The sequence below is a fragment of the Alteromonas sp. ABH4_453 genome, assembly GCF_056160665.1.
In genome coordinates this window covers 407493-428746 of sequence record NZ_JBSWXP010000003.1, presented here as the reverse complement: position 1 = coordinate 428746, position 21254 = coordinate 407493, and the positions used below count along the sequence as shown (strand labels likewise).

The 21254-nt window shown below is 44.2% G+C and carries 16 protein-coding genes; 5 read left to right on the top strand and 11 right to left on the bottom strand.

The features are described from left to right. Positions 1–153 precede the first annotated feature (153 nt). Positions 154–711 carry an alkyl hydroperoxide reductase subunit C gene (gene ahpC / locus ACXAGV_RS08185; protein ID WP_425291745.1) on the bottom strand — a complete coding sequence of 186 codons (558 nt, stop codon included), beginning with the start codon at positions 709–711 and terminating at the stop codon, positions 154–156. A 300-nt stretch (positions 712–1011) separates the two neighbouring features. Between ahpC and ACXAGV_RS08180 the strand changes: the two genes are divergently transcribed. Beyond that, complete coding sequence (locus ACXAGV_RS08180; RefSeq protein ID WP_474872817.1) at positions 1012–2334, top strand: DUF2252 family protein; 1323 nt, start codon at positions 1012–1014, stop codon at positions 2332–2334. A 329-nt stretch (positions 2335–2663) separates the two neighbouring features. Continuing rightward, positions 2664–5249, top strand: a complete 2586-nt coding sequence (locus ACXAGV_RS08175; RefSeq protein WP_474872816.1) for an ExeM/NucH family extracellular endonuclease — start codon at positions 2664–2666, stop codon at positions 5247–5249. A 168-nt stretch (positions 5250–5417) separates the two neighbouring features. Here ACXAGV_RS08175 and ACXAGV_RS08170 read toward each other — a convergent pair whose 3' ends face one another. Together ACXAGV_RS08170 and ACXAGV_RS08165 are read right to left on the bottom strand one after the other, a co-directional pair. Continuing rightward, positions 5418–7103: a response regulator gene (locus ACXAGV_RS08170; RefSeq protein ID WP_474872815.1), complete on the bottom strand. Its 1686-nt coding sequence runs from the start codon at positions 7101–7103 to the stop codon at positions 5418–5420. A 221-nt stretch (positions 7104–7324) separates the two neighbouring features. Further along, complete coding sequence (locus tag ACXAGV_RS08165; protein WP_474872814.1) at positions 7325–7996, bottom strand: 2OG-Fe(II) oxygenase; 672 nt, start codon at positions 7994–7996, stop codon at positions 7325–7327. Positions 7997–8432: 436 nt separating this feature from the next. On the opposite strand from ACXAGV_RS08165, the gene ACXAGV_RS08160 reads away from it, so the two are divergent. The 3 genes from ACXAGV_RS08160 to rluF all read left to right on the top strand — a co-directional run bounded on the left by ACXAGV_RS08160 (position 8433) and on the right by rluF (position 11910). Beyond that, positions 8433–9989, top strand: coding sequence for a bifunctional GNAT family N-acetyltransferase/carbon-nitrogen hydrolase family protein (locus tag ACXAGV_RS08160; RefSeq protein ID WP_039222014.1), 1557 nt, complete (start codon positions 8433–8435; stop codon positions 9987–9989). Positions 9990–10198: 209 nt separating this feature from the next. Beyond that, positions 10199–11005, top strand: a complete 807-nt coding sequence (locus ACXAGV_RS08155; RefSeq protein ID WP_474872813.1) for a hypothetical protein — start codon at positions 10199–10201, stop codon at positions 11003–11005. A 146-nt stretch (positions 11006–11151) separates the two neighbouring features. Beyond that, the gene (rluF, locus tag ACXAGV_RS08150; RefSeq protein ID WP_474872812.1) at positions 11152–11910 is read left to right on the top strand and encodes a 23S rRNA pseudouridine(2604) synthase RluF; all 759 of its coding nucleotides are present in this window, start codon (positions 11152–11154) and stop codon (positions 11908–11910) included. Positions 11911–12004: 94 nt separating this feature from the next. On the opposite strand, the gene rpsO is transcribed toward rluF, so the two are convergent. From rpsO to ACXAGV_RS08110, 8 genes are all read right to left on the bottom strand, one after another. After that, a complete protein-coding gene (rpsO, locus tag ACXAGV_RS08145; protein WP_012518257.1) occupies positions 12005–12274 on the bottom strand; it encodes a 30S ribosomal protein S15 in 270 nt (89 codons plus the stop codon). Positions 12275–12385: 111 nt separating this feature from the next. After that, the gene (locus ACXAGV_RS08140) at positions 12386–13663 is read right to left on the bottom strand and encodes a hypothetical protein (protein WP_474872811.1); all 1278 of its coding nucleotides are present in this window, start codon (positions 13661–13663) and stop codon (positions 12386–12388) included. Between the two features lie 164 nt (positions 13664–13827). After that, complete coding sequence (truB, locus tag ACXAGV_RS08135) at positions 13828–14799, bottom strand: tRNA pseudouridine(55) synthase TruB (protein WP_474872810.1); 972 nt, start codon at positions 14797–14799, stop codon at positions 13828–13830. Then, on the bottom strand, positions 14800–15201 hold the full coding sequence (gene rbfA / locus ACXAGV_RS08130; protein ID WP_118495169.1) for a 30S ribosome-binding factor RbfA: 402 nt from the start codon (positions 15199–15201) through the stop codon (positions 14800–14802). 113 nt (positions 15202–15314) lie between these two features. Further along, positions 15315–17921, bottom strand: a complete 2607-nt coding sequence (infB, locus tag ACXAGV_RS08125) for a translation initiation factor IF-2 (protein WP_474872809.1) — start codon at positions 17919–17921, stop codon at positions 15315–15317. A 24-nt stretch (positions 17922–17945) separates the two neighbouring features. Further along, entirely contained in the window at positions 17946–19442 is a 1497-nt protein-coding gene (gene nusA, locus ACXAGV_RS08120) for a transcription termination factor NusA (protein ID WP_334058238.1), read from the bottom strand. A 45-nt stretch (positions 19443–19487) separates the two neighbouring features. Continuing rightward, a complete protein-coding gene (gene rimP, locus ACXAGV_RS08115; protein WP_474872808.1) occupies positions 19488–19946 on the bottom strand; it encodes a ribosome maturation factor RimP in 459 nt (152 codons plus the stop codon). A 301-nt stretch (positions 19947–20247) separates the two neighbouring features. After that, complete coding sequence (locus ACXAGV_RS08110; protein WP_474872807.1) at positions 20248–21249, bottom strand: response regulator; 1002 nt, start codon at positions 21247–21249, stop codon at positions 20248–20250. Positions 21250–21254: the final 5 nt, after the last annotated feature.

Sequence of the window (21254 nt, the reverse complement as noted above, 5' to 3'; positions counted from 1 at the left end):
GATCCCCGCCAACCTATAAAAAGGTCAACAACATAAGCGGAAATTGGGAATTAATATCAGGGAGTGGAGACCCACTCCCTATAAATTATTTGCTTAATACTGTGCAATGCACAAAGCGCGGAGCTTTCAAATATTAAGCGCTAAGCGTGCTGCTTAGATTTTGCCTACTAGGTCAAGTGAAGGTGCTAGTGTTGCTTCGCCTTCTTTCCACTTAGCTGGGCAAACTTCACCTGGGTTGTTTGCAACGTACTGAGCAGCTTTAACTTTACGTACTAAGTCGTCTGCGTCACGGCCGATGCCTTCAGAAGTGATTTCCATCGCTTGGATAATACCTTCTGGGTCCACAACGAATGTTGCACGGTCAGCAAGGCCCATAGTCTCACGCATACAATCGAAGTTGCGAGTGATTTCGCCCGTTGGGTCGCCAATCATTGCAAATTTGATCTTATTGATTGTATCAGAAGAATCGTGCCATGCTTTGTGAGTGAAGTGAGTGTCAGTAGATACTGAAAATACTTCTACGCCACGAGACTGAAGTTCTTCGTACTTGTCAGCGATGTCGCCAAGCTCAGTTGGGCAAACAAATGTGAAGTCAGCTGGGTAAAATACGAAAACTGCCCATTTACCTTTGATGTCTTCGCTGCTTACGTCTACGAATTCGCCGTCTTTAAATGCAGTTGCTTTGAAAGGTTTGATAGCAGTATTAATCAATGCCATGTTTAATTCTCCATTTGGTTTAAATTACTTCCGCACGTTTAACACATGCGAATAAAAACTTTACGTTTATTGTGTCGACATGGTTTTGCAGTTTTGTGAATATAATCACTTGTCGCGAAATTCATGTCTCTTGAAACTGGTGATAAGAATAGCGCGCTCAATCGCAAAAAACTAATTGGTAAAAATGAATCGCTTAATCAGGTTATTGAATTGAACGATGAAAATTGAGCCAAAATAGATTGATTGCCTTTGCAATACGGTTTCACTGGCTTAATCCCACTAAATGAGAAAACAATGACAAATTCCCGGCTACAGCACATCTCGAATGAAATAATGCTGATCGATGGGCACGCGCCATCACGCAATTTGGCAAAGCATGCAAAAATGAAAGCCAGCCCCTTTGTTTTCTACAGAGGCAGTGCGCAGTTGTTTTACGCCGATATGAAAGCTGGCCTTATCAATTTCCCTACAGAGTGCGACACAATTCCCCTCACTAGCGTGATGGGAGACTGCCACACCTCAAATTTTGGCTTTCTCACAGAAGAAGGATCTCACGGAGATACGGTTATTTTCTCACCCAACGACTTTGATGATGCATGTGTCGGCAAAGCGCAATGGGATGTGCTTCGTTATCTCACTTCACTGCACCTTGCTCAGATACATTGTCGAGGTGTCGCTGAGGGAAAATATGCGTGCGATAACATCGACATCACTAAACCTATTGTCAGCCAACAGCAGGTTATTAATGCGCAATATGCATTTATTGAGCGTTACGTAGAAACCTGTAGCCGGGTAGTAGAAAATGCCACGGTAATTAACGAAGCCATAGACTATTGCCCTAATGCCGCACCAAGCAAACTGACCAAGCTATATAAAAAAGCGAAAAGCCGAAGTGCAGGAGGAGAAAACTTCACGGTTAAAAGTGCGCTGGCTAAAGCCGTTCATTTTGATGGCAAGACCTTGGGGTTTAAGGCCAACAGTGAGAAATTTTCTACCCTAAGCCCACAAGAATACGCCACGCTACTAGAAGCTTTTGCTCCCTACATGGACGATGCGGTAGTCGATATAGTGAAACGCCTTGATGCGGGCACTGGGTCGGTAAATATGGCGCGCTACTACTTTTTAGTAGGGCCAGCAAAGCCACATAATTCAGCAAGCTTTGCGCATTGTCATATTGTAGAAGTTAAGCAACAACGTGTTGCGGCGCCTATTTATTACTTCCCCGATATTAATCCAGTTAATAAATTAAACGCTGCGCATCTTACTGCCCGCTGCCAACGCAGAATGCAACGAAAACCGGACTTAGTGCTTGATGAAGTAAAGTTTGAAAATGCCCATTATCTGGTTCGCTCCAGACATCACGCAAAAGTAGGCGTGGACCCTCAAGACGTTGCAATGGGTAACAAGGCGATTAATGGCGGCTTCGAATACTTTGCAGAACTGTGTGGACATAGCCTTGCGTTAGCCCACTGTCGAGGTGACAGAAGGAGCACACGATTTGCTTCATCAGCCTCTACATCGTTTTCTCAAGTAAAAAGCCTGCTTGTCAAAATAGCAAATCTTTATACAGAACAAGTAGTTGATGACCACGCACTGTTCGCTCGTGCGCTAAAATAAAGATATCAACAAAAAGCGTATTTTTTACCAGGCGAACTGTTGTCATAGATGTGTCAATAGCATTACTTAACAACTACATTAGCTTTTGGTTAAGAGTTAAAGCTTTGAGTAAACTTACCTATAGATTATAAGTAACTGATATTTAATGAACATTTTAAAAACAGCTTGAATAAGATTGAGTCATTCCTATCCATTACAATTGCCCTTAGTGTAGTCGAAGCAATAAGAAAATTGCGATTCACATATCACTCTGTTTTTTCTATTTCGACAAAAGCAGAAACAGTAATTATGTGAATTAAAAATAATGAAAACTACAAAGGGAAAATGACGTGAAAACATCATTAACTTTACTATCTGCAGGAATCATTTCTGCTCTTTCTTCAACTGCCATACAAGCCAACGATTTAGTCATAAGCGGTGTTATTGATGGTCCACTAAGTGGCGGTGTTCCAAAAGCCGTAGAACTATTCGTTGTCAACGATATTGCTGATTTATCTTCTTATGGCATCGGCAGTGCGAACAATGGTGGCGGCACAGATGGCGAGGAGTTCACCTTTCCAGCTGGTGTTTCTGCAAGCGCTGGCAGCTACATATACGTCGCCTCAGAGGTTGAAGGTTTTACTGCGTTTTTCGGTTCAGCGCCAGACTACGACACATCGGCAATGGGTATTAATGGTGACGACGCAGTTGAGCTTTTTAAAGATGGCAGCGTTATTGATACATTTGGTGACATCAATACGGACGGCAACGGCACTGCATGGGAATACCTGGATGGATGGGCATACCGTACGTCAGGCCAAACCGCAAATGGTGGCAGTTTTGAAGCCACAAACTGGACCTACAGTGGTGTAGACGCGCTAGATGGCTCTACCACTAATACCGACGCTGCAACGCCTTTTCCAGCTGGCACGTTTACCACTGAAGGTGGCGATGACGTTGTAGAAATTCCAGAAGAACCTGCTGTTGAATTAGGTACTTGTGGCGCAGACGCAACACTTATTAGTGCTATTCAAGGAAGTGAAAGCAGCTCTGCTGAAGTTGGCAACAGCGTTATTATTGAAGCTATTGTAACCGGCATACGTGCTGGCGGCTTCTTTGTGCAAGAAGAAGCGTCTGATTACGACGCTGACGACGCGACTTCTGAAGGCTTATTTGTAGACGGTTCCGTTGACGTTGAAACAGGCAACCTGATTCGCCTTTACGGTGAAGTAGAAGAAAACTACGGTATGACTACACTTGCTATGGATAGCGATGTGGCTGCACTCGATTGTGGTACAGCGGATGCTGTTTCGGCAATAGAGCTTTCTATGCCGTACGAACTTGACCTAGAAACCGTTGAAGGTATGGTTGTTAGCGTGACTGATGCGACAGTGACAAGCACAAACAACCTGTGGCGTTTTGGTGAGATCGTTGTTAGTGACACAATTAAACGCCAACCAAGCGACGTGGCGGCGCCCCTGTCAGAAGCTTACACAGCGGCAGAAGAAGCGAGCGAAACAAGCCTTCTTACTATCGAAGATAACAGCAGTTCGCAGTACCCAGATGCACTTAATTACTTCCCTACTTTTAGCTACGCTAATGCTATTCGAATTGGTGATTCTGTTTCAGCTGCTGGCCCACTAAACTACAGTTTTGGCACTTACAGGATTAACCCTAGCGACATTATTGACGTAACGTCGACCCGTGAAGCGACCCCAGTTGTAACAGAAGGCAACCTATCTATTGCTACATTCAACGTGCTTAACTACTTTAATGGTGAGGTAGATGCAAATGGCGACGTGACTTTCGATTATGACGGAAACCGCGGCGCAGACGATGCAGTGGCGTTTGAATTGCAACAAGGTCGTATCGTTGAAGCAATCGTTAACCTTAACGCAGACGTTGTCGGTTTGATGGAAATAGAAAACGATGGTTTCGGTGAAGATAGTGCTATCCAATCTTTAGTTAATGCTATCAACGCTGAACTTGGTGAAACCGAACAATACTCATTCATCGCTACCAGTGATGGCAGTGAAATTGGTACGGATGCGATTACTGTTGGCTTGTTATACAAAGCTTCAGTCGTAACGCCGGAAAACGACGCTATGATAGTCGCTATGCCAGAGCAACAAATTGATGAAGATAGCCTGGCACGCATGCGCCCAAGCCTTCTTCAATCGTTCGTTCACACTGAAAGCAGCGAATCTTTCCTTGTGGCCGTGAACCATTTTAAATCAAAAGGTGGTCAATGCGCCGAAGACGCAGCAGAAGCACCGTCTGAAATCACGACCATTCAAGGAAGCTGTAATGCTCTTCGTGTATCAGCGGCTATTACACTAGGCAATGCGCTAAGCGATGAAAGTTTGCCAGAGCGTAAGGTTATCTTAGGCGATTTAAACGCGTATAGCGCTGAAGATCCAGTAGCCGTGCTGACCGACTACACACCTGAGTCTCGTGGATACACTATTACGACTGCGGTTAATACAGGTATGGATGAAGGCGTTTCAGTAGAGGTCGAGTCAAGCTTTGGCTATCACAATTTGGCAGAAGAATTTGATGCAGAAGGCTTCTCATACTGGTTCTACGGTACTGAACAGGTAGGTAGTTTAGACCATGTATTAGCAAGTGAAGCCATGCTTGCAGATGCCATTGACGGTGCTCACTGGAACATTAACTCAGTTGAAGCTTACCAGTTGCAGTACGATCAAGCGCTTCGCTATTACGCGGATGAAGACGGTTACGCTTTCACTGACATTGGTCCATTTAGAAGCTCAGACCACGACCCATTCATCGCCACCTTCGATTTACAAGCGGATGTTACTGAAGAAGAGGAAGAAGCAAGCAATGATAGTTCTGGTGGGGCAATGGGAGGAATTCTTGCTCTGCTAGCTGCAGCGATTGGCTTTCGTCGTCGCACTACTGCTGCGAATAAATAAAAAAAGAAAAGGTTAACTTTTTTAAAACGTTTAAGCTGCTCTGGTATCAAAGCAGCTTTTTAGTTTTTGTCTCACATTTATCATAGATTCTGTGACTATAGGGTGATTGAAAATAAATGTCAGGCACTGCTCTGTCAAAAAGTCCGCATACAGTGAACATGCAAAAAATTAAACTTTTGCCACAACCATACCAACTAAATCAGCAGCATTAGTATCGTCGACTTCAATGCCAATGCGAGCAATATACTGGTCGCGTTTATCCGCCTGAGTCGCCGATAGCTCTTCTGCACAGAGTAACTTTGCCGCTCGCTGCGCTGACTTCATTTGCTCTTCACTTAGCCCACCATCAAGATGCATTTGAGTAATGACTTTAAGCAAGCTTAACGCAATTTGCTTGTCTTTTGGTGACAGCGTTAACGCCTGCTGCAGGTTGTTGTACGCAGGGATAAGGCGGTTTTCTTTGTAGTTCACTGCCGCCATCTGTTTAAGTTCTTTTGTGGTAAACTGAATTTCGGTACGCTCTATTGATTCTTGGTTAAGGTATTCATTCACCACTTGTGAAGTAAACGTATCGCCCTCTATCTGTTTTCTCAATTTATCCAAAATACTGACACAGTGCTCGCGCATGCCCAGTTCATGAAACGCTTTCATTTTGTCTAAACTGTCTTCCATCGATAGTCCGTCGGTAGACGCAGTACGCCCCTCCATTAATTTTTCCGCTTCACGCTTCTGGTCTCTTAGGCATAGTACTCGCGATTTAACCACATCAATCTGCTCGGCGAGTTGATTTTGCATACCTTTTTGCTGCTTAAGTTCTTCCAGTTCATACTCTGCGCGCTTTAAGTACTTGTCACCTTCTGCATTACCTAGGCTTGTGGCCAAATCAATGGTTGAGCGAATAACATTAAGTGTCAGTTGCGGCGAATCGTGAATTGAATTTTTGGCAAACTTGGCCATATTTTGCACGGCAGAGAGCTGACCGGCTTTGTCGTGATTAAGTCTGGCGAGATCCCATAAACGCTTGTTGCGTTCAATATTTCGGGGAGCTAGTCGACTTGCTTCTTTCATTTGCTCGTAAGCAATATCAAACTGCTCTTTTTCAATAAAGTATTGTGCGAGTAAATCAAAAGTAAGGAATCGCGTGTCGGGTCGCTGGAGCAGATCGTCAACCAGTAACTGTGCTTCTTCTAGCTCATCTTGACGCAATAGCGAACGAGTAAGACCAATGTGAACCCATGCGTGGTCCATACTTTGTAACAGTGTTCTAAAGTAATCCTCTGCCGTTTCATAGTCGCGAAGCTGCAGCAAACAATCACCAATAAGCCGTTTTATTCGGGTGTGGTATTCCGAAAGCGAGGGATCATTCAACTGTCGTTCTGCGTAATACATAGCTGTGGAATAGTCACCAGCATGCATGCAATGCAACATTTTATGAAGCTTTAGTCTAACTTGAATAAGGTATTCTAGCCGAGATTCAATCTTGTTGCGTTGTAGTGGCTTAACCCAAAAGTCATCGGGCTGTAGCTCTACAATACAGTTAACAAGTTCCGGGGTGGTCTCTGCACTGAGAAAAATTACCGTTGTGGTGTCATTGATGTGATTGAGGTGTTTTAATTCTTCGAAAAGGTGAAAACCATCTTTATCGTGACTTACGTTAAACGCTAGTAAAACAAAATCATATTGTCTTGCCGAACAAAGCCTTTTGGCATGAAATGCATTAAATGCACTACTTACGTTTTTAATCCCAACTTCATGTAATGCTGATGCAACAACATCGTGCACTAGCCCTTGGTTATCAATAACCAGCACGTGTAGCTCTTCTCTTGGGGTGGGGGCAGGTATTTTTTCCAGCATTAGCCAATCACTTCTTACATCTTATCCCTAAGCAACACAATAGAATAGCTTAAGCGCAGCCTATTGTGGATAACACTATACGATCTGTGAAACATGGCTTTTAACTGCACAGTCAGCGCATAACTTGCCGGCGCTTATGTTTCGTTTTTATTTTGAGCCATGCTTCATAACAACAGATATATAGCAAAATCGTATTATACATAAGTATTGTTTTTTAGATACTAGCGTGGTGGGTCGATGTTATCATTAACACTTCCATTTACCCTGAACCACCCTGCGACAGAATGACGCGTTTTTACCGCAGGCAATACTTCATGGGGAAAGGCTTCACTAAGAAACACCACGAATGTGCCCTTAGTTGGTAGAATTTTAGAGCCTGTCTCGTCACTTTCATCAACATAAAGCACCAATTCTCCACCGTCGTTTTCTTGCCATCTATCATTTAAGTAAGCAACGAGTGACAGTACGCGATTGCCCTGCCCCTTAAACGCATCTACATGGCGTTTGTAAAATTTACCGGGTTCATAACAGGCAAAATGACTTTCAAAAGAAAAAAGCCCCATAAAAAGTGAACGATTTATGTATATTTTCATAGCTTCACACCACGAAAGCCACAAGGCCCCTTCTTCAGAAGACCCTGTGATCCAGCAAATTTCGTCCCCTCGCACTTTTTCAGCTTGTTGATAATTTTCAGCGCGACCAATACCCGCTCTTTTGTATTCAGCTTCGGATATTGATTTCTGGCAAGACAAAAGTGCCTGAGTAATAAAATCAGGTAAACCATTCTCTTGAATAGAAAAGCCTTGAGTGACTAAGTCATCGACGACATTTTCAAATATGGCTTCATCGAAAACATGTAGAGGCTGATAGGACGCAAGTTGCTCTCTATTCATCAAAGTATCTTTACCTTTAAGCGGTTGACTAACCGCGTAGTCAGGGTGCTTGTATTCGTTAAAAAGTTTGCGAACTTATACTCGGGGTTGAGACTTATGGCAATCGCATCACCACCTATTTTCTGTGCTATTTTTTTATCGATAGAAGAAAATTTTTTTATCGTTCGTCTGGGCGATGCAAAGTCGCACGCTTCTTGCTTACTTCATTTCCATTGGTGCACCAGTAAATTCCGTAAAAGGTAAACTAAATCAACAAGTAAACCGAGGTGCATATTTTAAGAATGTCGAGTGAAAGCGCTTTTCACGTGTCCTCGTCGCCTTTGTCTCATTCTTTGAAACACTCACCTGCATTTAACAGTTGAAAAACTACTTGCAAGGCGTTTAAGTAGAAATATACAACATACGTATCAGAATTTTTTAGCAAAAAGAGTAACCCATGAGTCAAGATCAAACACAGATAGAAGAAACAGAACATCATCTAGACTTAAGAAACTTGAGGTTGGACGACTACAACGACGTAAAAGCGTTAATGGATAAGGTATACGCTAACGTTGGAGGCGCATGGCCTTATTCTAACTACAAAGCGCAAGTTACCACGTTTCCTGAAGGACAAATTTGCATTGAAGATAAAGGGAAGGTCGTTGCTTTTGCCATTTCAGTTATTGTTGATTACGACCAGTTCGGTGACAAACATAGTTACGATGAAATAACCGGTGATGCCTATCTAACAACACACGATCCGAACGGTGATGTGCTTTATGGCGTAGAGGTTATTGTTTGCCCAGAGTACCGCGGCCTTCGTTTGGGTCGGCGTCTTTATGAAGCGCGCAAAGAACTATGTAGAAATTTAAATCTAAAATCAATTATGGCTGGGGGCCGTATACCCAATTATAGAAACTATGCAGATGAACTGTCGCCTTATGAATACATTGAGCAAGTTAAACTCAAGGATATTTACGACCCTATTTTGACGTTTCAACTATCAAACGGTTTTGAAGTTAAGCAAGTAATGACCGCCTACCTCCCTGAAGATGAAGCATCGAAGGGTTATGCCACGCTGCTTCAATGGCACAACATTTACTACGAGCCTGGCACACCGTCATTGATAGCTAGTAGAAAATCAAGTGCGCGCATAGGATGTATTCAGTGGCAAATGCGTTATTTTAATAATGTCGAGGAGCTGTTACAGCAGGTTGAGTACTTCGTCGACGCACTGTCTGACTATTCGTGCGATGTCGCCCTTTTTCCCGAATTTTTTAACGCGCCATTAATGGGCCTAAGTCCTTCAGATTCGTCCATCGACGCTATTTGGCATTTGGCTACTTACACTGATGAAATTTTAACTGCCGTATCGCATTTAGCGGTGTCATACAATATTACAATTATCGCGGGTTCAATGCCTGTGGTAGAAGATGAACAGCTATATAACGTTAGCTATATTTGCAAGCGGGACGGGACCATTGAGAGCCAGTACAAACTTCATCCAACACCTCATGAAAAAGAGGACTGGATCATGAAGGGTGGAAACAGCCTCAAGACATTTGATACCGACTTTGGGAAAATCGGCGTGTTAATCTGTTATGACGTGGAGTTTCCCGAGTTGGCACGCATTCTTTCCGACCAAGAGATGCAAATCTTGTTTGTTCCGTTTTGGACGGATACGAAAAATGGCTACCTGCGTGTCCGCCGCTGCGCACAAGCAAGGGCTATTGAAAACGAATGTTACGTAGCAATTGCAGGAAGTGTAGGAAACTTGCCCAAAGTTGATAACGTGGACATTCAATATGGACAGACTGCGGTATTTTCCCCTAGTGACTTTGCATTCCCTCACGATGCTATCGTGTCAGAGACTACACCAAATACCGAAATGACGCTGATTGTTGATTTAGACCTAGACAAACTGACTAAATTGCAAAATGAAGGTTCAGTAAGAAACTACCTAGACCGACGTCGCGATTTATACCGTGTGGAGTGGATTGGCGATAAAAATTAACAAGGTGTTTTCTCGCTAAATAAGCGGCTAAATCATTCGAGTTTCAAATTCTTTGGCTTATATTGATTGACACTCAACATAAGCCATAGAATTTCCCTTAATTTAGCGATAACATGAAATCGTGCGCAAAATAAATGTGCTCTCTTGAACGATATAGAAGATGTCGACACTATGAAGAGAGCGCTTCATAAAGAGATAACAAATTTACTATGGCAAATAATTCTAAAAGCGATGAGTTTCCAACCATTAGATTGGATGAGGAAGACCGTCGAGACTACCAGACGAAAAGACAAGCGGCTCCAACAAAGGCAGCCACGTCCTCATCTCCCTCTTCGGCTAGCCGTCAGCCATCAAGCAGCGGTAGCAGTAATGGGCTTTGGATTTTATTAGTTGCTCTAGTTGCGCTGGCGGCATGCGGAGGATGTTATTACTTGTTCACCATGCTTGAACAACAAAAAGCTGTAGCTGAGCAGGCCGAAAAGCGAATCATGCAGCTAGAGAACAAACTTTCTGCCACAGGCGAAGAAATTGGCGAGTCTACCGTTGCTTTGCAGGTTAAAGTGACCGAGTTGACTAACAAGACCAACGAGCTTTGGGAGCAAATGGATAAGCTATGGGCTTCAGCATGGCGTCGAAACCAACAAGAAATCGCTGATCTTGGCGACCGTGTAGGAAATGTTCAAACAGCACTTAATAAAAACATCAATGCCGTTTCTGATGATGTAAAGGCGCAAACTGCGGCTATTGGTTCAGTTAAAAATCAATTAGCTTCATTGGCTGATGAGCTACTGGCGGTTAACGTTCAGTTAGAACAAGCGGCAAGCGACAAGCAAAGCGCGCAACAAAGTGTTCGTAACTTAACTGATAAGCTTTCGGTGTTAGAACAGCGCAACACGACGTTATCAGGGCGTATTACTAGTATGGAAAATGAGATCCGAGATATAGCCACCAAAGTTGTCTCAAGAAGCGGCTCAACGGGTGGTAGCGGGTCCGCCCCTTCTCCCTCAGGTAACTAATAACGCTAATCGTACGTATTCCGAGAGTAACCAACTAAGCACAACAAGCGAAGTACTGCGCATAATAAAGAAAGGGGCGAATCGCCCCTTTCTTTTTGTCGTGGTAGAATTGCCTTCTTTTCAAAATCAATAGGACTTAATGCGCAATGAGTGAACAAGCGCCCAAACGTTTAAATAAATATATCAGCGATACTGGCCTGTGCTCTCGCCGTGAAGCCGATAAACTCATTGAGCAAAATCGCGTTACCGTTAATAATCAGCCGCCGGAACTGGGTACTAAGATAGGCCCTAGCGATATAGTAAAAGTAGATGGTAAGGTTGTAGGTGCGGTAGCGTCAGATAAATCAGACCGCGTATATATTGTTTATAACAAGCCTATCGGCATTACCTGCACTACCGAACGTCATGTCAAAGGCAATATTGTAGACGCTATAGGTCACAAAGAGCGCATATTTCCTGTAGGCCGATTAGATAAGCCTTCTGAAGGACTCATTATTCTTACGAGCGATGGCGATATTGTGAACAAGATTCTTCGTGCTGAAAACGCGCACGACAAAGAGTATGAAGTAACGGTAAACCAACCAATAAGCGAGCGCTTTGTAAAACGAATGGCGCGGGGCGTTCCTATTTTAGGAACGGTAACAAAACCTTGCATCGTTAAACCTACTGGCAAAAACAAGTTTACTATCATTCTCACCCAAGGACTTAATCGTCAAATACGCAGAATGTGTGAGTTTTTGGGTTACGAGGTCACCAAACTAAAACGAACGCGTATTATGCATTTGGAACTCAGTAATTTAAGGCCAGGTCAGTGGAGAAACTTAACTGAGCGTGAGCTGAAAATAATGCAAAATGCAGTTCGCTCTTCCACTAAAACTGCAGAGAAAGTCGATTCGCGTCAATAGACCTACTTCATCACACGTCATACGCAATAAGTTACCAAAGCCAAGAGCAGACGAAAAAAAAGCGCCCATTGGGCGCTTTTCTTGAAACCTAGTCTTATCGACGTAGACCTAGACGCTTGATAAGGTCAAGGTAACGCTCAGCGTTCTTGCCTTTAAGGTAGTCTAGAAGCTTACGACGTTGGCTAACCATACGTAGAAGACCACGACGAGAGTGGTGATCTTTCTTGTGATCAGCGAAGTGACCTTGAAGCTTGTTGATGTTGTGAGTAAGCAAAGCTACTTGAACTTCTGGTGAACCAGTGTCGCCTTCTTTAACGCCGTACTCAGCAATAATTTTCGCGGTTTCTGCTTTAGTTAGTGACATATCATTCTCCTAATATTAATGCTTCGCCGATCACTAATTCAGCAAAGCGGAATGAGCGCTGTATTATAATGACCTTTGAACAGTTAGCAAGGACTCTACAGCGTATTTTCATTAGTTGGTGCTATTTAATCCTCGGTACAGCGGCCCGAGCTTTTTCTTTATCTCAGTTTTATAAGTAAGTCCGTCTAAAAAGCGTTCGGCGCGCTCACTGCTTTTATCTTCATAGCTGCGGTACACAAAGAGTGCTATTTCTATCTGAGATTTTTGGTCATGTACTAAAGAAAGCTTATTTTCGACAAACTCTGGGTGATTGCGTGCGCTACGATATAACACGTTCATAATGGCACGCTGTGTATCAATACCTGTTTGTCGTTGCACCCACTCAAGCGCCTCTTGTGGCTCTATACTTGCGATAAGATCAGCGGCATGCTCAACATCTGTTTTATAATCCTCTTCTACACTTTGTGCTACATACCAAGAAGCGGCTTCTACGGGAGCTACGTGAAAATAGTTATTGAATATTTCCTTTTTTATTTCTCGCGTTTCGTCATTATCTTCCAGTGAAGCAACCCAGGTTTTTACGCCTTCTACGTCGTTTCGAGCCCATTGCTGAAGGTGACTGCGTTCAATTTGTTTATCATTTTGATCCTCTACTACCGGCAAAATATTAATAAACTCACTCGACGTTTCTAATGTGCTAAAGACACCGTTGAATGCAAGCCGTCTTTGGTTGTCTGATTTAAGTAAAGAAATAGAGTCAATAGCATTAAACACGTCTTTCTTAGCCATCTCTTGAAAAATTAACATGGCAAAAACGCTATTTTGGAGCGATGGCGTCTGGACTTCAGCATTTTGATTGATAAACCAATCTAGGGCTTCGGCCGGGGCTTGATTTGCCCAGTTTGCAATGACCGACACCTTTATTTGCATTTTGAATTCAGAGTTTCCCTCTAAGTTACTTGCAAAATCAATAGCCCGGTTGGGATTAAGCTCGACTAAGCGAGTTACCATTGAGGAGAGTAACACCGCATTTTCGATTGATATAGCTGAAACATCCCAGTCAGATAACGCTTTCATAACGGACGCTTCATCCATCTCACTAATAAGCGTAATAAAAGCCCCTGTTTCTTTTAAACTGAGCCTTCTTTTCTCACGCAACCATAAATCAATATTAATCTTAACAGGTTCACTTGTTTTTACAGAAATATGCGCAGGATTTATGACGTCGGTATCAACTGATTCTTTATGAGCAGTCTTGTTTTCAACTTCACTTACATTATCTGAGTGAGGCTCGATACTATCTGACGTGGCTGTTAGTGAAGCATTTAGCCAAAAGCCTAGCATAAATGCGATGCATACCGAGCAAAGCCAAGTGAATATCCTTTTCATGAAACTGCAATCCTATTTGAAAAACATTAACGAGGTAACAACGCGATGTTAGGCGTAGAGGCAACCTCTCATCTAATCTAAACGATTTATATCTAACCATAAAAAAGCCCAGCTTCATAGCTGGGCTTTAACAGAAAATGGATACGGTTGCACAGACAGTAACGTTAGTTGTAAACAACTCGACGTTTTGGGTTAACAAACACTTCTTGTTTCGGAATGCCTTGATCTTTCGGGTCAAGTACCCCTTCCCCTACGCCTAAGAAAATACCACTGGTATCGTCGCCATGGTAAACACGATAAGCCACGCCTTTACTTAGCGCTTCGCTACAAACCCCTTTTACAGATTGGCCGTTATCAAAACGGCTTCTTTCAGCGTCGTTGATCGTCACAAATGGCAAACGACTTACGGCGGTATCCATAGGAATCAATAAGTCATCCAGCGCTTTAAAGTTACCTTCTTCCAATGATTCCTGGATTTCAGTTAACTTATCCAGCGACACCATTTTATCCGTAGGGTAGTCTGCGACTTCCGTACGGTGTAAGCGGGTCACGTAGGCACCACAGCCAAGGTTCTGACCTAAATCATCTACGATAGAGCGAATATAAGTGCCCTTGCTACATTTAATGCGCATTTCTACAAACGGCAGTTCAATACGCAGTACGTCCAGTTCATACACTTCAATATCACGGGGTTCTCGCTCAATCTCTATACCTTGACGTGCATAGTGGTAAAGCGGCTTACCTTGATGTTTAAGCGCTGAAAACATGGACGGGATTTGTTTACTCTTACCAAGAAATGCCAAGCACGCATCGCGTACTTGTTCTTCGCTGACATCAACAGGCTTTTCTTCAACCACTTCGCCATCGGCGTCAGACGTGGTGGTACGAACACCTAATTGAGCAGTAACTTCATAGGTCTTTTCGGCATCCAGAAGAAACTGGGAAAACTTCGTCGCTTCACCCAAACACAGCGGCAACATGCCACTGGCAAGTGGATCAAGTGCGCCCGTATGCCCAGCCTTGGCGGCTTTGTACAACCAGCGCACTTTTTGAAGCAGTTGGTTTGATGATCCACCAAGCGGTTTATCAAGCAATACTATGCCGTTAATGTCACGGCCTTTACGACGTCTTGCCATTTACTCCTGCTCTTGTGAATCGTCTTCATCGCGCTTCGACTCATCTTTAGCGATGGTCTGAGACACAAGATTAGAAATACGCATACCTTCAACAATCGACTTATCTTCAAAGAAATGAAGATCAGGCACTGAGCGCATGCGAATTCGTTTAGCTAGAATACTGCGGATAAACTTTTTGTATTCAGCTAGCTGCTTGATTTGGGCTTTGCCTTCTTCTTCAGTGCTGTTGTAGATAGTCACAAAGATTTTCGCGTGGGCCAGGTCGCGCGATACATCTACATCAGAGACCGTAATTAAAGGCATATCGCCTACACGGTGTTTGTATTCGTTTTGCAGAATGCTCGCTACTTCTTTATGAACTTGCTGAGCTACTCTGTCGGTACGTGAAAATTCACGAGCCATTGTACTCTCCTTTCCTTATTTAACGTAGGGCATGCTTGAGTCTGTTTACTATATACAGACAAAAACGGGAGCACTCGGCCCCCGTTTTTCACTTGCCGAATTAACTAAGGCAATTAAATTTCGCGTTTAACCTCAACGATTTCGAAGACCTCAATTTGGTCGCCTACTTTCACATCGTTATAGTTCTTAACGCCGATACCACATTCCATACCGTTACGTACTTCTTGTACGTCGTCTTTAAAGCGACGTAGTGATTCTAATTCGCCTTCGTAAATTACTACGTTTTCGCGAAGTACACGGATTGGGTTGCTACGCTTAACATTACCTTCTGTAACCATACAGCCTGCAATTGCGCCAAGTTTCGGTGACTTAAATACATCACGTACTTCGGCAAGACCAATGATTTCCTGCTTGAACTCTGGTGCAAGCATACCGCTCATGGCCGCTTTCACTTCGTCAATTAGGTGGTAAATAACGCTGTAGTAACGTAGGTCAATTTCTTCAGCTTCTAGTACGCGACGTGCTGTTGCATCGGCACGAACGTTAAAGCCTAGTACGATAGCGCCTGATGCAGCCGCAAGGGTCGCGTCAGTTTCGGTGATTCCACCTACACCACTACCTACAATATTAACTTTAACTTCAGAAGTAGAAAGCTTAACCAGTGACTCAGAAATCGCTTCTACAGAGCCCTGTACGTCAGCCTTAAGTACGATGTTAAGTTCGCTAACGTCACCTGATTCCATGTTCGCAAACATATTTTCAAGTTTCGCTTTTTGCTGACGAGCAAGTTTAAGCTCGCGTTTCTTCTGATGGCGCTTCGCTGCTACTTCACGAGCTTTACGTTCGTCTTTAACAACTGCGGCATCTTCACCCGCTACAGGAACACCTGAAAGACCAAGTACTTCTACCGGCGTTGAAGGTCCTGCAACTTTAATCTCTTTACCGTTTTCGTCGCGCATTGCACGAACACGGCCGTACTCTTCACCACAAAGTAGGATATCACCAGCAAGTAGTTGACCTTCCTGAACGAGTACTGACGCTACCGGACCACGACCTTTATCAAGACGAGATTCGATAACAATACCGCGACCAGAGCCTTCAGCTACCGCTTTAAGGTCAAGTAGTTCTGCCTGAAGAACGATAGCATCAAGAAGCTCATCGACGCCCATACCTGTTTTCGCAGAAACGTTACAGAACTGGTGTTCACCGCCCCACTCTTCTGAGATAACTTCTAGTTGAGATAGCTCAGTTTTAACGCGGTCTGGATCGGCTGTTTCTTTATCCATCTTGTTCACTGCAACGATAAGAGGTACACCCGCAGCACGGGCGTGCTGTACCGCTTCTTTCGTTTGCGGCATTACGCCGTCATCTGCAGCAACAACAAGAACAACGATATCCGTCGCCGTAGCACCACGAGCACGCATTGCAGTAAACGCGGCGTGTCCAGGTGTATCTAGGAAAGTGATTTCACCGTTATCTGTTTGTACTTTGTAAGCACCGATATGCTGGGTAATACCACCTGCTTCACCGTCTGCTACTTTCGCACGGCGTATGTAGTCAAGCAGTGATGTTTTACCATGGTCAACGTGACCCATGATAGTAACAACAGGAGCACGTGTCGATTTCTCGCCATCTGTGCTGTCTGCTAGCAACTCATCTTCAAGCGCATTGTCATTTACAAGCTCGTACTTGTGACCCATCTCTTCGATTACAAGTACCGCAGTGTCTTGGTCTAGTACTTGGTTGATGGTAGCCATCTCGCCCATCTTCATCATCGTTTTGATAACTTCGTTAGACTTAATAGCAAGTTTACTTGCCAGCTCACCAACTGTGATGGTTGCGCCAAGCTTAACAACGCGCTCTACAGGTGCTGCAGGCTTGTTAAAGCCTTGCTTAAGATGCTCACCAGCATTTTTCTTAGACTTGCGACGACGACGTGAAGAACGCTCAACCTGCATGTCTTCTTCGTCTTCTGCTTCTTGAGCATAGCGGTTAGAATGCAAGTGAACTTCTTCAGCTTCTGCTTTCTTACGACGCTCTTCTTCTTCTTTCCAGCGACGCTCGTTTTCTTCAGCAAGTTTACGCGCTTCGTCAGCCGCCTTCTTCGCGTCTTCTTCAAGTTTCTTCTGCGCTTCTTCTTCCTGTGCTTTACGCAGGCGCTCTTCTTCCTGACGTGCAGCTTCTGCTTCAGCTTTCTCAGCTTCAGTTAGTTCAGGCTCGTCTGCTTTGCGGGCTTCAGCTTCTTTCTTAGCTTGTTCCGCACGACGTGCACGCTCTTCATCAGCAGCTTTCTTAGCTTCTTCTGCTTTACGCGCTTTTTCTTCAGCGGCTTTCTTCGCTTCAGCAGCTGCTTTTTCTTCTGCTTCGCGCTTCAAACGTGCCTCTTCTTCAAGACGCTTCGCTTCTTCTTCCGCTTGACGCTGCTGTTCTTCAACGTCGCTGCGCTTAACGTATGTGCGCTTCTTGCGTACTTCCACTTTCACTTCTTTAGACTTGCCAACACTTAATGTGCTAGTTGTCTTGCGCTTAAGTGTCATACGCGTTGGTTCAGCTGCGCTGCCGTGTTGCTTACTTAAATGATCCAATAGTTTCTGTTTCTCGTCTTCGTTTACCTGATCGCCGGCACTCTTAGAGATACCCGCGTCTTTAAACTGGCCAACCAATCGGTCAACGGTCGTACCAATGTCGCTGGCGAGCTTTTCAATAGATACATCTGCCATTACGTAATTTTCCCCCTGTTGACCTTACTCTTCTTCACTGAACCATACGATATTACGAGCCGCCATGATTAACGCACCGGCTTTCTCTTCGTCTAGTTCATCGATATCACTGATATCATCGGTACCTTGTTCTGCTAATTCTTCCAGGTCGGTAACACCGCGGCTGGCCAACACATAGGCCACGTGTTTACTCATACCTTCAAGATTTAATAAGGCTTCTGTAGGCTCTGCACCTTCAAGCGACTCTTCGTTCGCCAGTGCACGCGTGGTTAGGAAAGCGCGCGCTCTGTTGCGCAGCTCTTCAACCATTTCTTCATCTAACCCTTCAACCGCTAGAAGTTCACTTGCAGGCACGTATGCCACTTCTTCTAACGTTGTAAAGCCTTCATCTACCAAGACAGACGCGAATTCTTCGTCAATGTCCAAACCAGCAGTAAATAGATCAAGTACCTTCGCGTTTTCTTCTTCGTGTTTCTTGTTGAGGTCGTCAACCGTCATCACGTTAAGTTCCCAGCCTGTAAGCTGGCTAGCTAGGCGAACGTTTTGACCACTACGGCCAATTGCCTGTGCTAGGTTGTCTGCTTCAACCGCTACGTCCATGCTGTTGCTGTCTTCATCAACAACGATTGACGCCACTTCGGCGGGAGCCATAGCATTGATAACGAATTGCGCTGGGTTTTCGTCCCATAGCACGATATCAACACGTTCACCGCCAAGCTCACCTGATACGGCTTGTACACGTGAACCACGCATACCCACACACGCACCAACCGGGTCTAAGCGCTTGTCGTTAGTTTTAACCGCAATCTTTGCACGAGAACCTGGGTCACGCGCTGCAGATTTAATTTCTAGTGTCTCTTCCGCAATTTCTGGTACTTCCAGACGGAAAAGCTCAACTAGCATGTCTGGGTGTGTACGGCTAATAAATAGCTGTGCGCCACGTGCTTCTGGACGAATAACGTAAAGAAGACCACGTACACGGTCGCCCGGACGGAAAGTTTCACGAGGAAGCATGTCATCGCGGTAGATAACACCTTCAGCGTTGTTACCCAAATCGATGATGATGTTGTCGCGGTTTACTTTCTTAACCGTACCTGTAACCAACTCACCTACTTTGTCTTCGTACTCAGCAATCATTTGCTGACGCTCAGCTTCACGTACTTTTTGTACGATCACTTGCTTTGCGGTTTGCGTAGTTATGCGGTCGAATTTGATAGATTCAATCTGTTCTTCCACATAATCGCCAAGTTGTATCTCTGGCTCGTCGATTTGCGCCGCAGAAAACGTAATTTCAGCAAATGGATTTTCTTGCTCTTGGTCATCTGGGATAACCAACCAGCGACGGAATGTATCAAAGTCACCAGACGTTCTGTCGATGCTTACACGAACTTCAATTTCGCCTTCGTTTTTCTTTTTTGTTGCACTAGCGATTGCAAATTCTAGCGCTTCAAAAATTTTCTCTCTAGGCACTTGTTTTTCATTTGAAACGGCTTCCGCCACTAACAAAATTTCTTTATTCATTTTCGCCTCTCTTATGCTTTCGTCGATGAAAGCAGAGCTGTTCCGTTAATCGAACGTGGGAACAACGTTACCTTTTTCGATATTCGCCACAGCTAACTGGAACTGCTGGCCATCCACTTCAATACTTACAATGCTGTTTTCACACGCAAGTACTTTGCCTTTAAAATTACGTCGGTCGTCCATTGGCATAGACAATCGAACTTGAACCACTTCACCCACAGCCTCGATGTAATGCTTCTCTTTGAAAAGCGGTCTGTCCATACCTGGTGATGACACTTCGAGGTTATATTCAGTGCTAATTGGATCTTCAACGTCCAAAATTGCGCTAACCTGATGACTTACATCTGCACAATCATCTACGGTAATACCGTTCTCATGATCAATAAAAACGCGAAGAATTGAATGCTTCCCCGCTCGTACAAACTCGATACCAACCAGTTCAAAGCCCAGTGCTTCAACACCCGGCTCAAGCATTTCGGTTAGTTTCTCTTCAAGTTTTGCCAATGCAAACCTCCAAAAACGAAAAAAGGGCCTAAAGCCCACCTGTCATCGCCTGGCTCAGCGAGGCTGACTCCAGGTTTTAATACAACAAAAAGCCCCGGACTAGCGGGGCTTTTATTAAAATTCTGAACCCATACCTGCCAATGTAGGCAGTTGCAAACTTATGGGTAAAACCACCGATAGGTGATAGCTTGCTAATGATAAGTGCGTTACTTTCCTTTAATGAGGGAGCCCGCTCTCATCACTTGATGCGCACATTATACGTATAGGCGACGCATTAAGCAACAGCGAAAAGACGTAGCGGTTAGTCCTCATCTTTGAACTTGGCTTTTATGTCGAGAATCTTTGGCATAATTTCGATCATCAATTCGACCAGTTTTGGTTCGAAATGCTTACCTTTCTGACTTTCCATAAAATCGATGGTTTTTTCAATATTCCACGCATCTTTGTAAGGCCGTTTACTGGTAAGTGCGTCGAACACATCAGTTATGGCACAAATGCGTCCCTCAATTGGAATATCTTCGCCTGCCAGTCCTTTGGGATAGCCAGAACCATCCCACTTTTCATGGTGTGTCAGTGACACTGATTTCGCTACCTGTAACAACAGAGAATCGCCGCAATCACCAATAATTTCGGCACCAATTTCTGGGTGATGCTTCATGGTGGCAAATTCTTCGTCAGTTAACTTGCCCGGCTTTAGCATTATGCTATCGGCAATACCTATTTTGCCGATATCGTGCATCGGCGCCGCGTGAAGTAAAATTTCCGCCTGTTTGTCAGTGAGTCCATAAGCAAGCGCTAACTCTTTAGCATAATGGCTCATGCGCATAACATGCATGCCCGTCTCATTGTCTTTGTACTCTGCCGCCCTTCCCAAACGCTGGACAACTTGCAAGCGGCTGTCCAACAGTTCGTCTGCTTGTACTAAACTAAGGTGAGTTTTAACCCGAGCTTTTACAATGGCCGGAGATATTGGCTTAGTGATGTAGTCCACCGCCCCCGCCTCGAAGCCTTCCGTTTCTTCGTGTTCATCGTTTAAGGCGGTTACGAATATAACAGGGATTTGCCTTGTATCTGCTTGTTGTTTAAGCTGGCGGCATACTTCAAACCCCGTTAACCCAGGCATCATAACGTCTAGAAGTATTAAATTAGGCTGTCTTGTTTGTGCTAGCTTCAGTGCTTCCTCACCATTTCTGGCAAAAATTAATTGGTAATCACTGGCGAGAAGTTGCTTTAAAACCCGCAGGTTTACAGGCTCATCGTCAACGAGGAGTAAAGTAGGTTTTGTTATTTCAATTTCTAACATGCCAT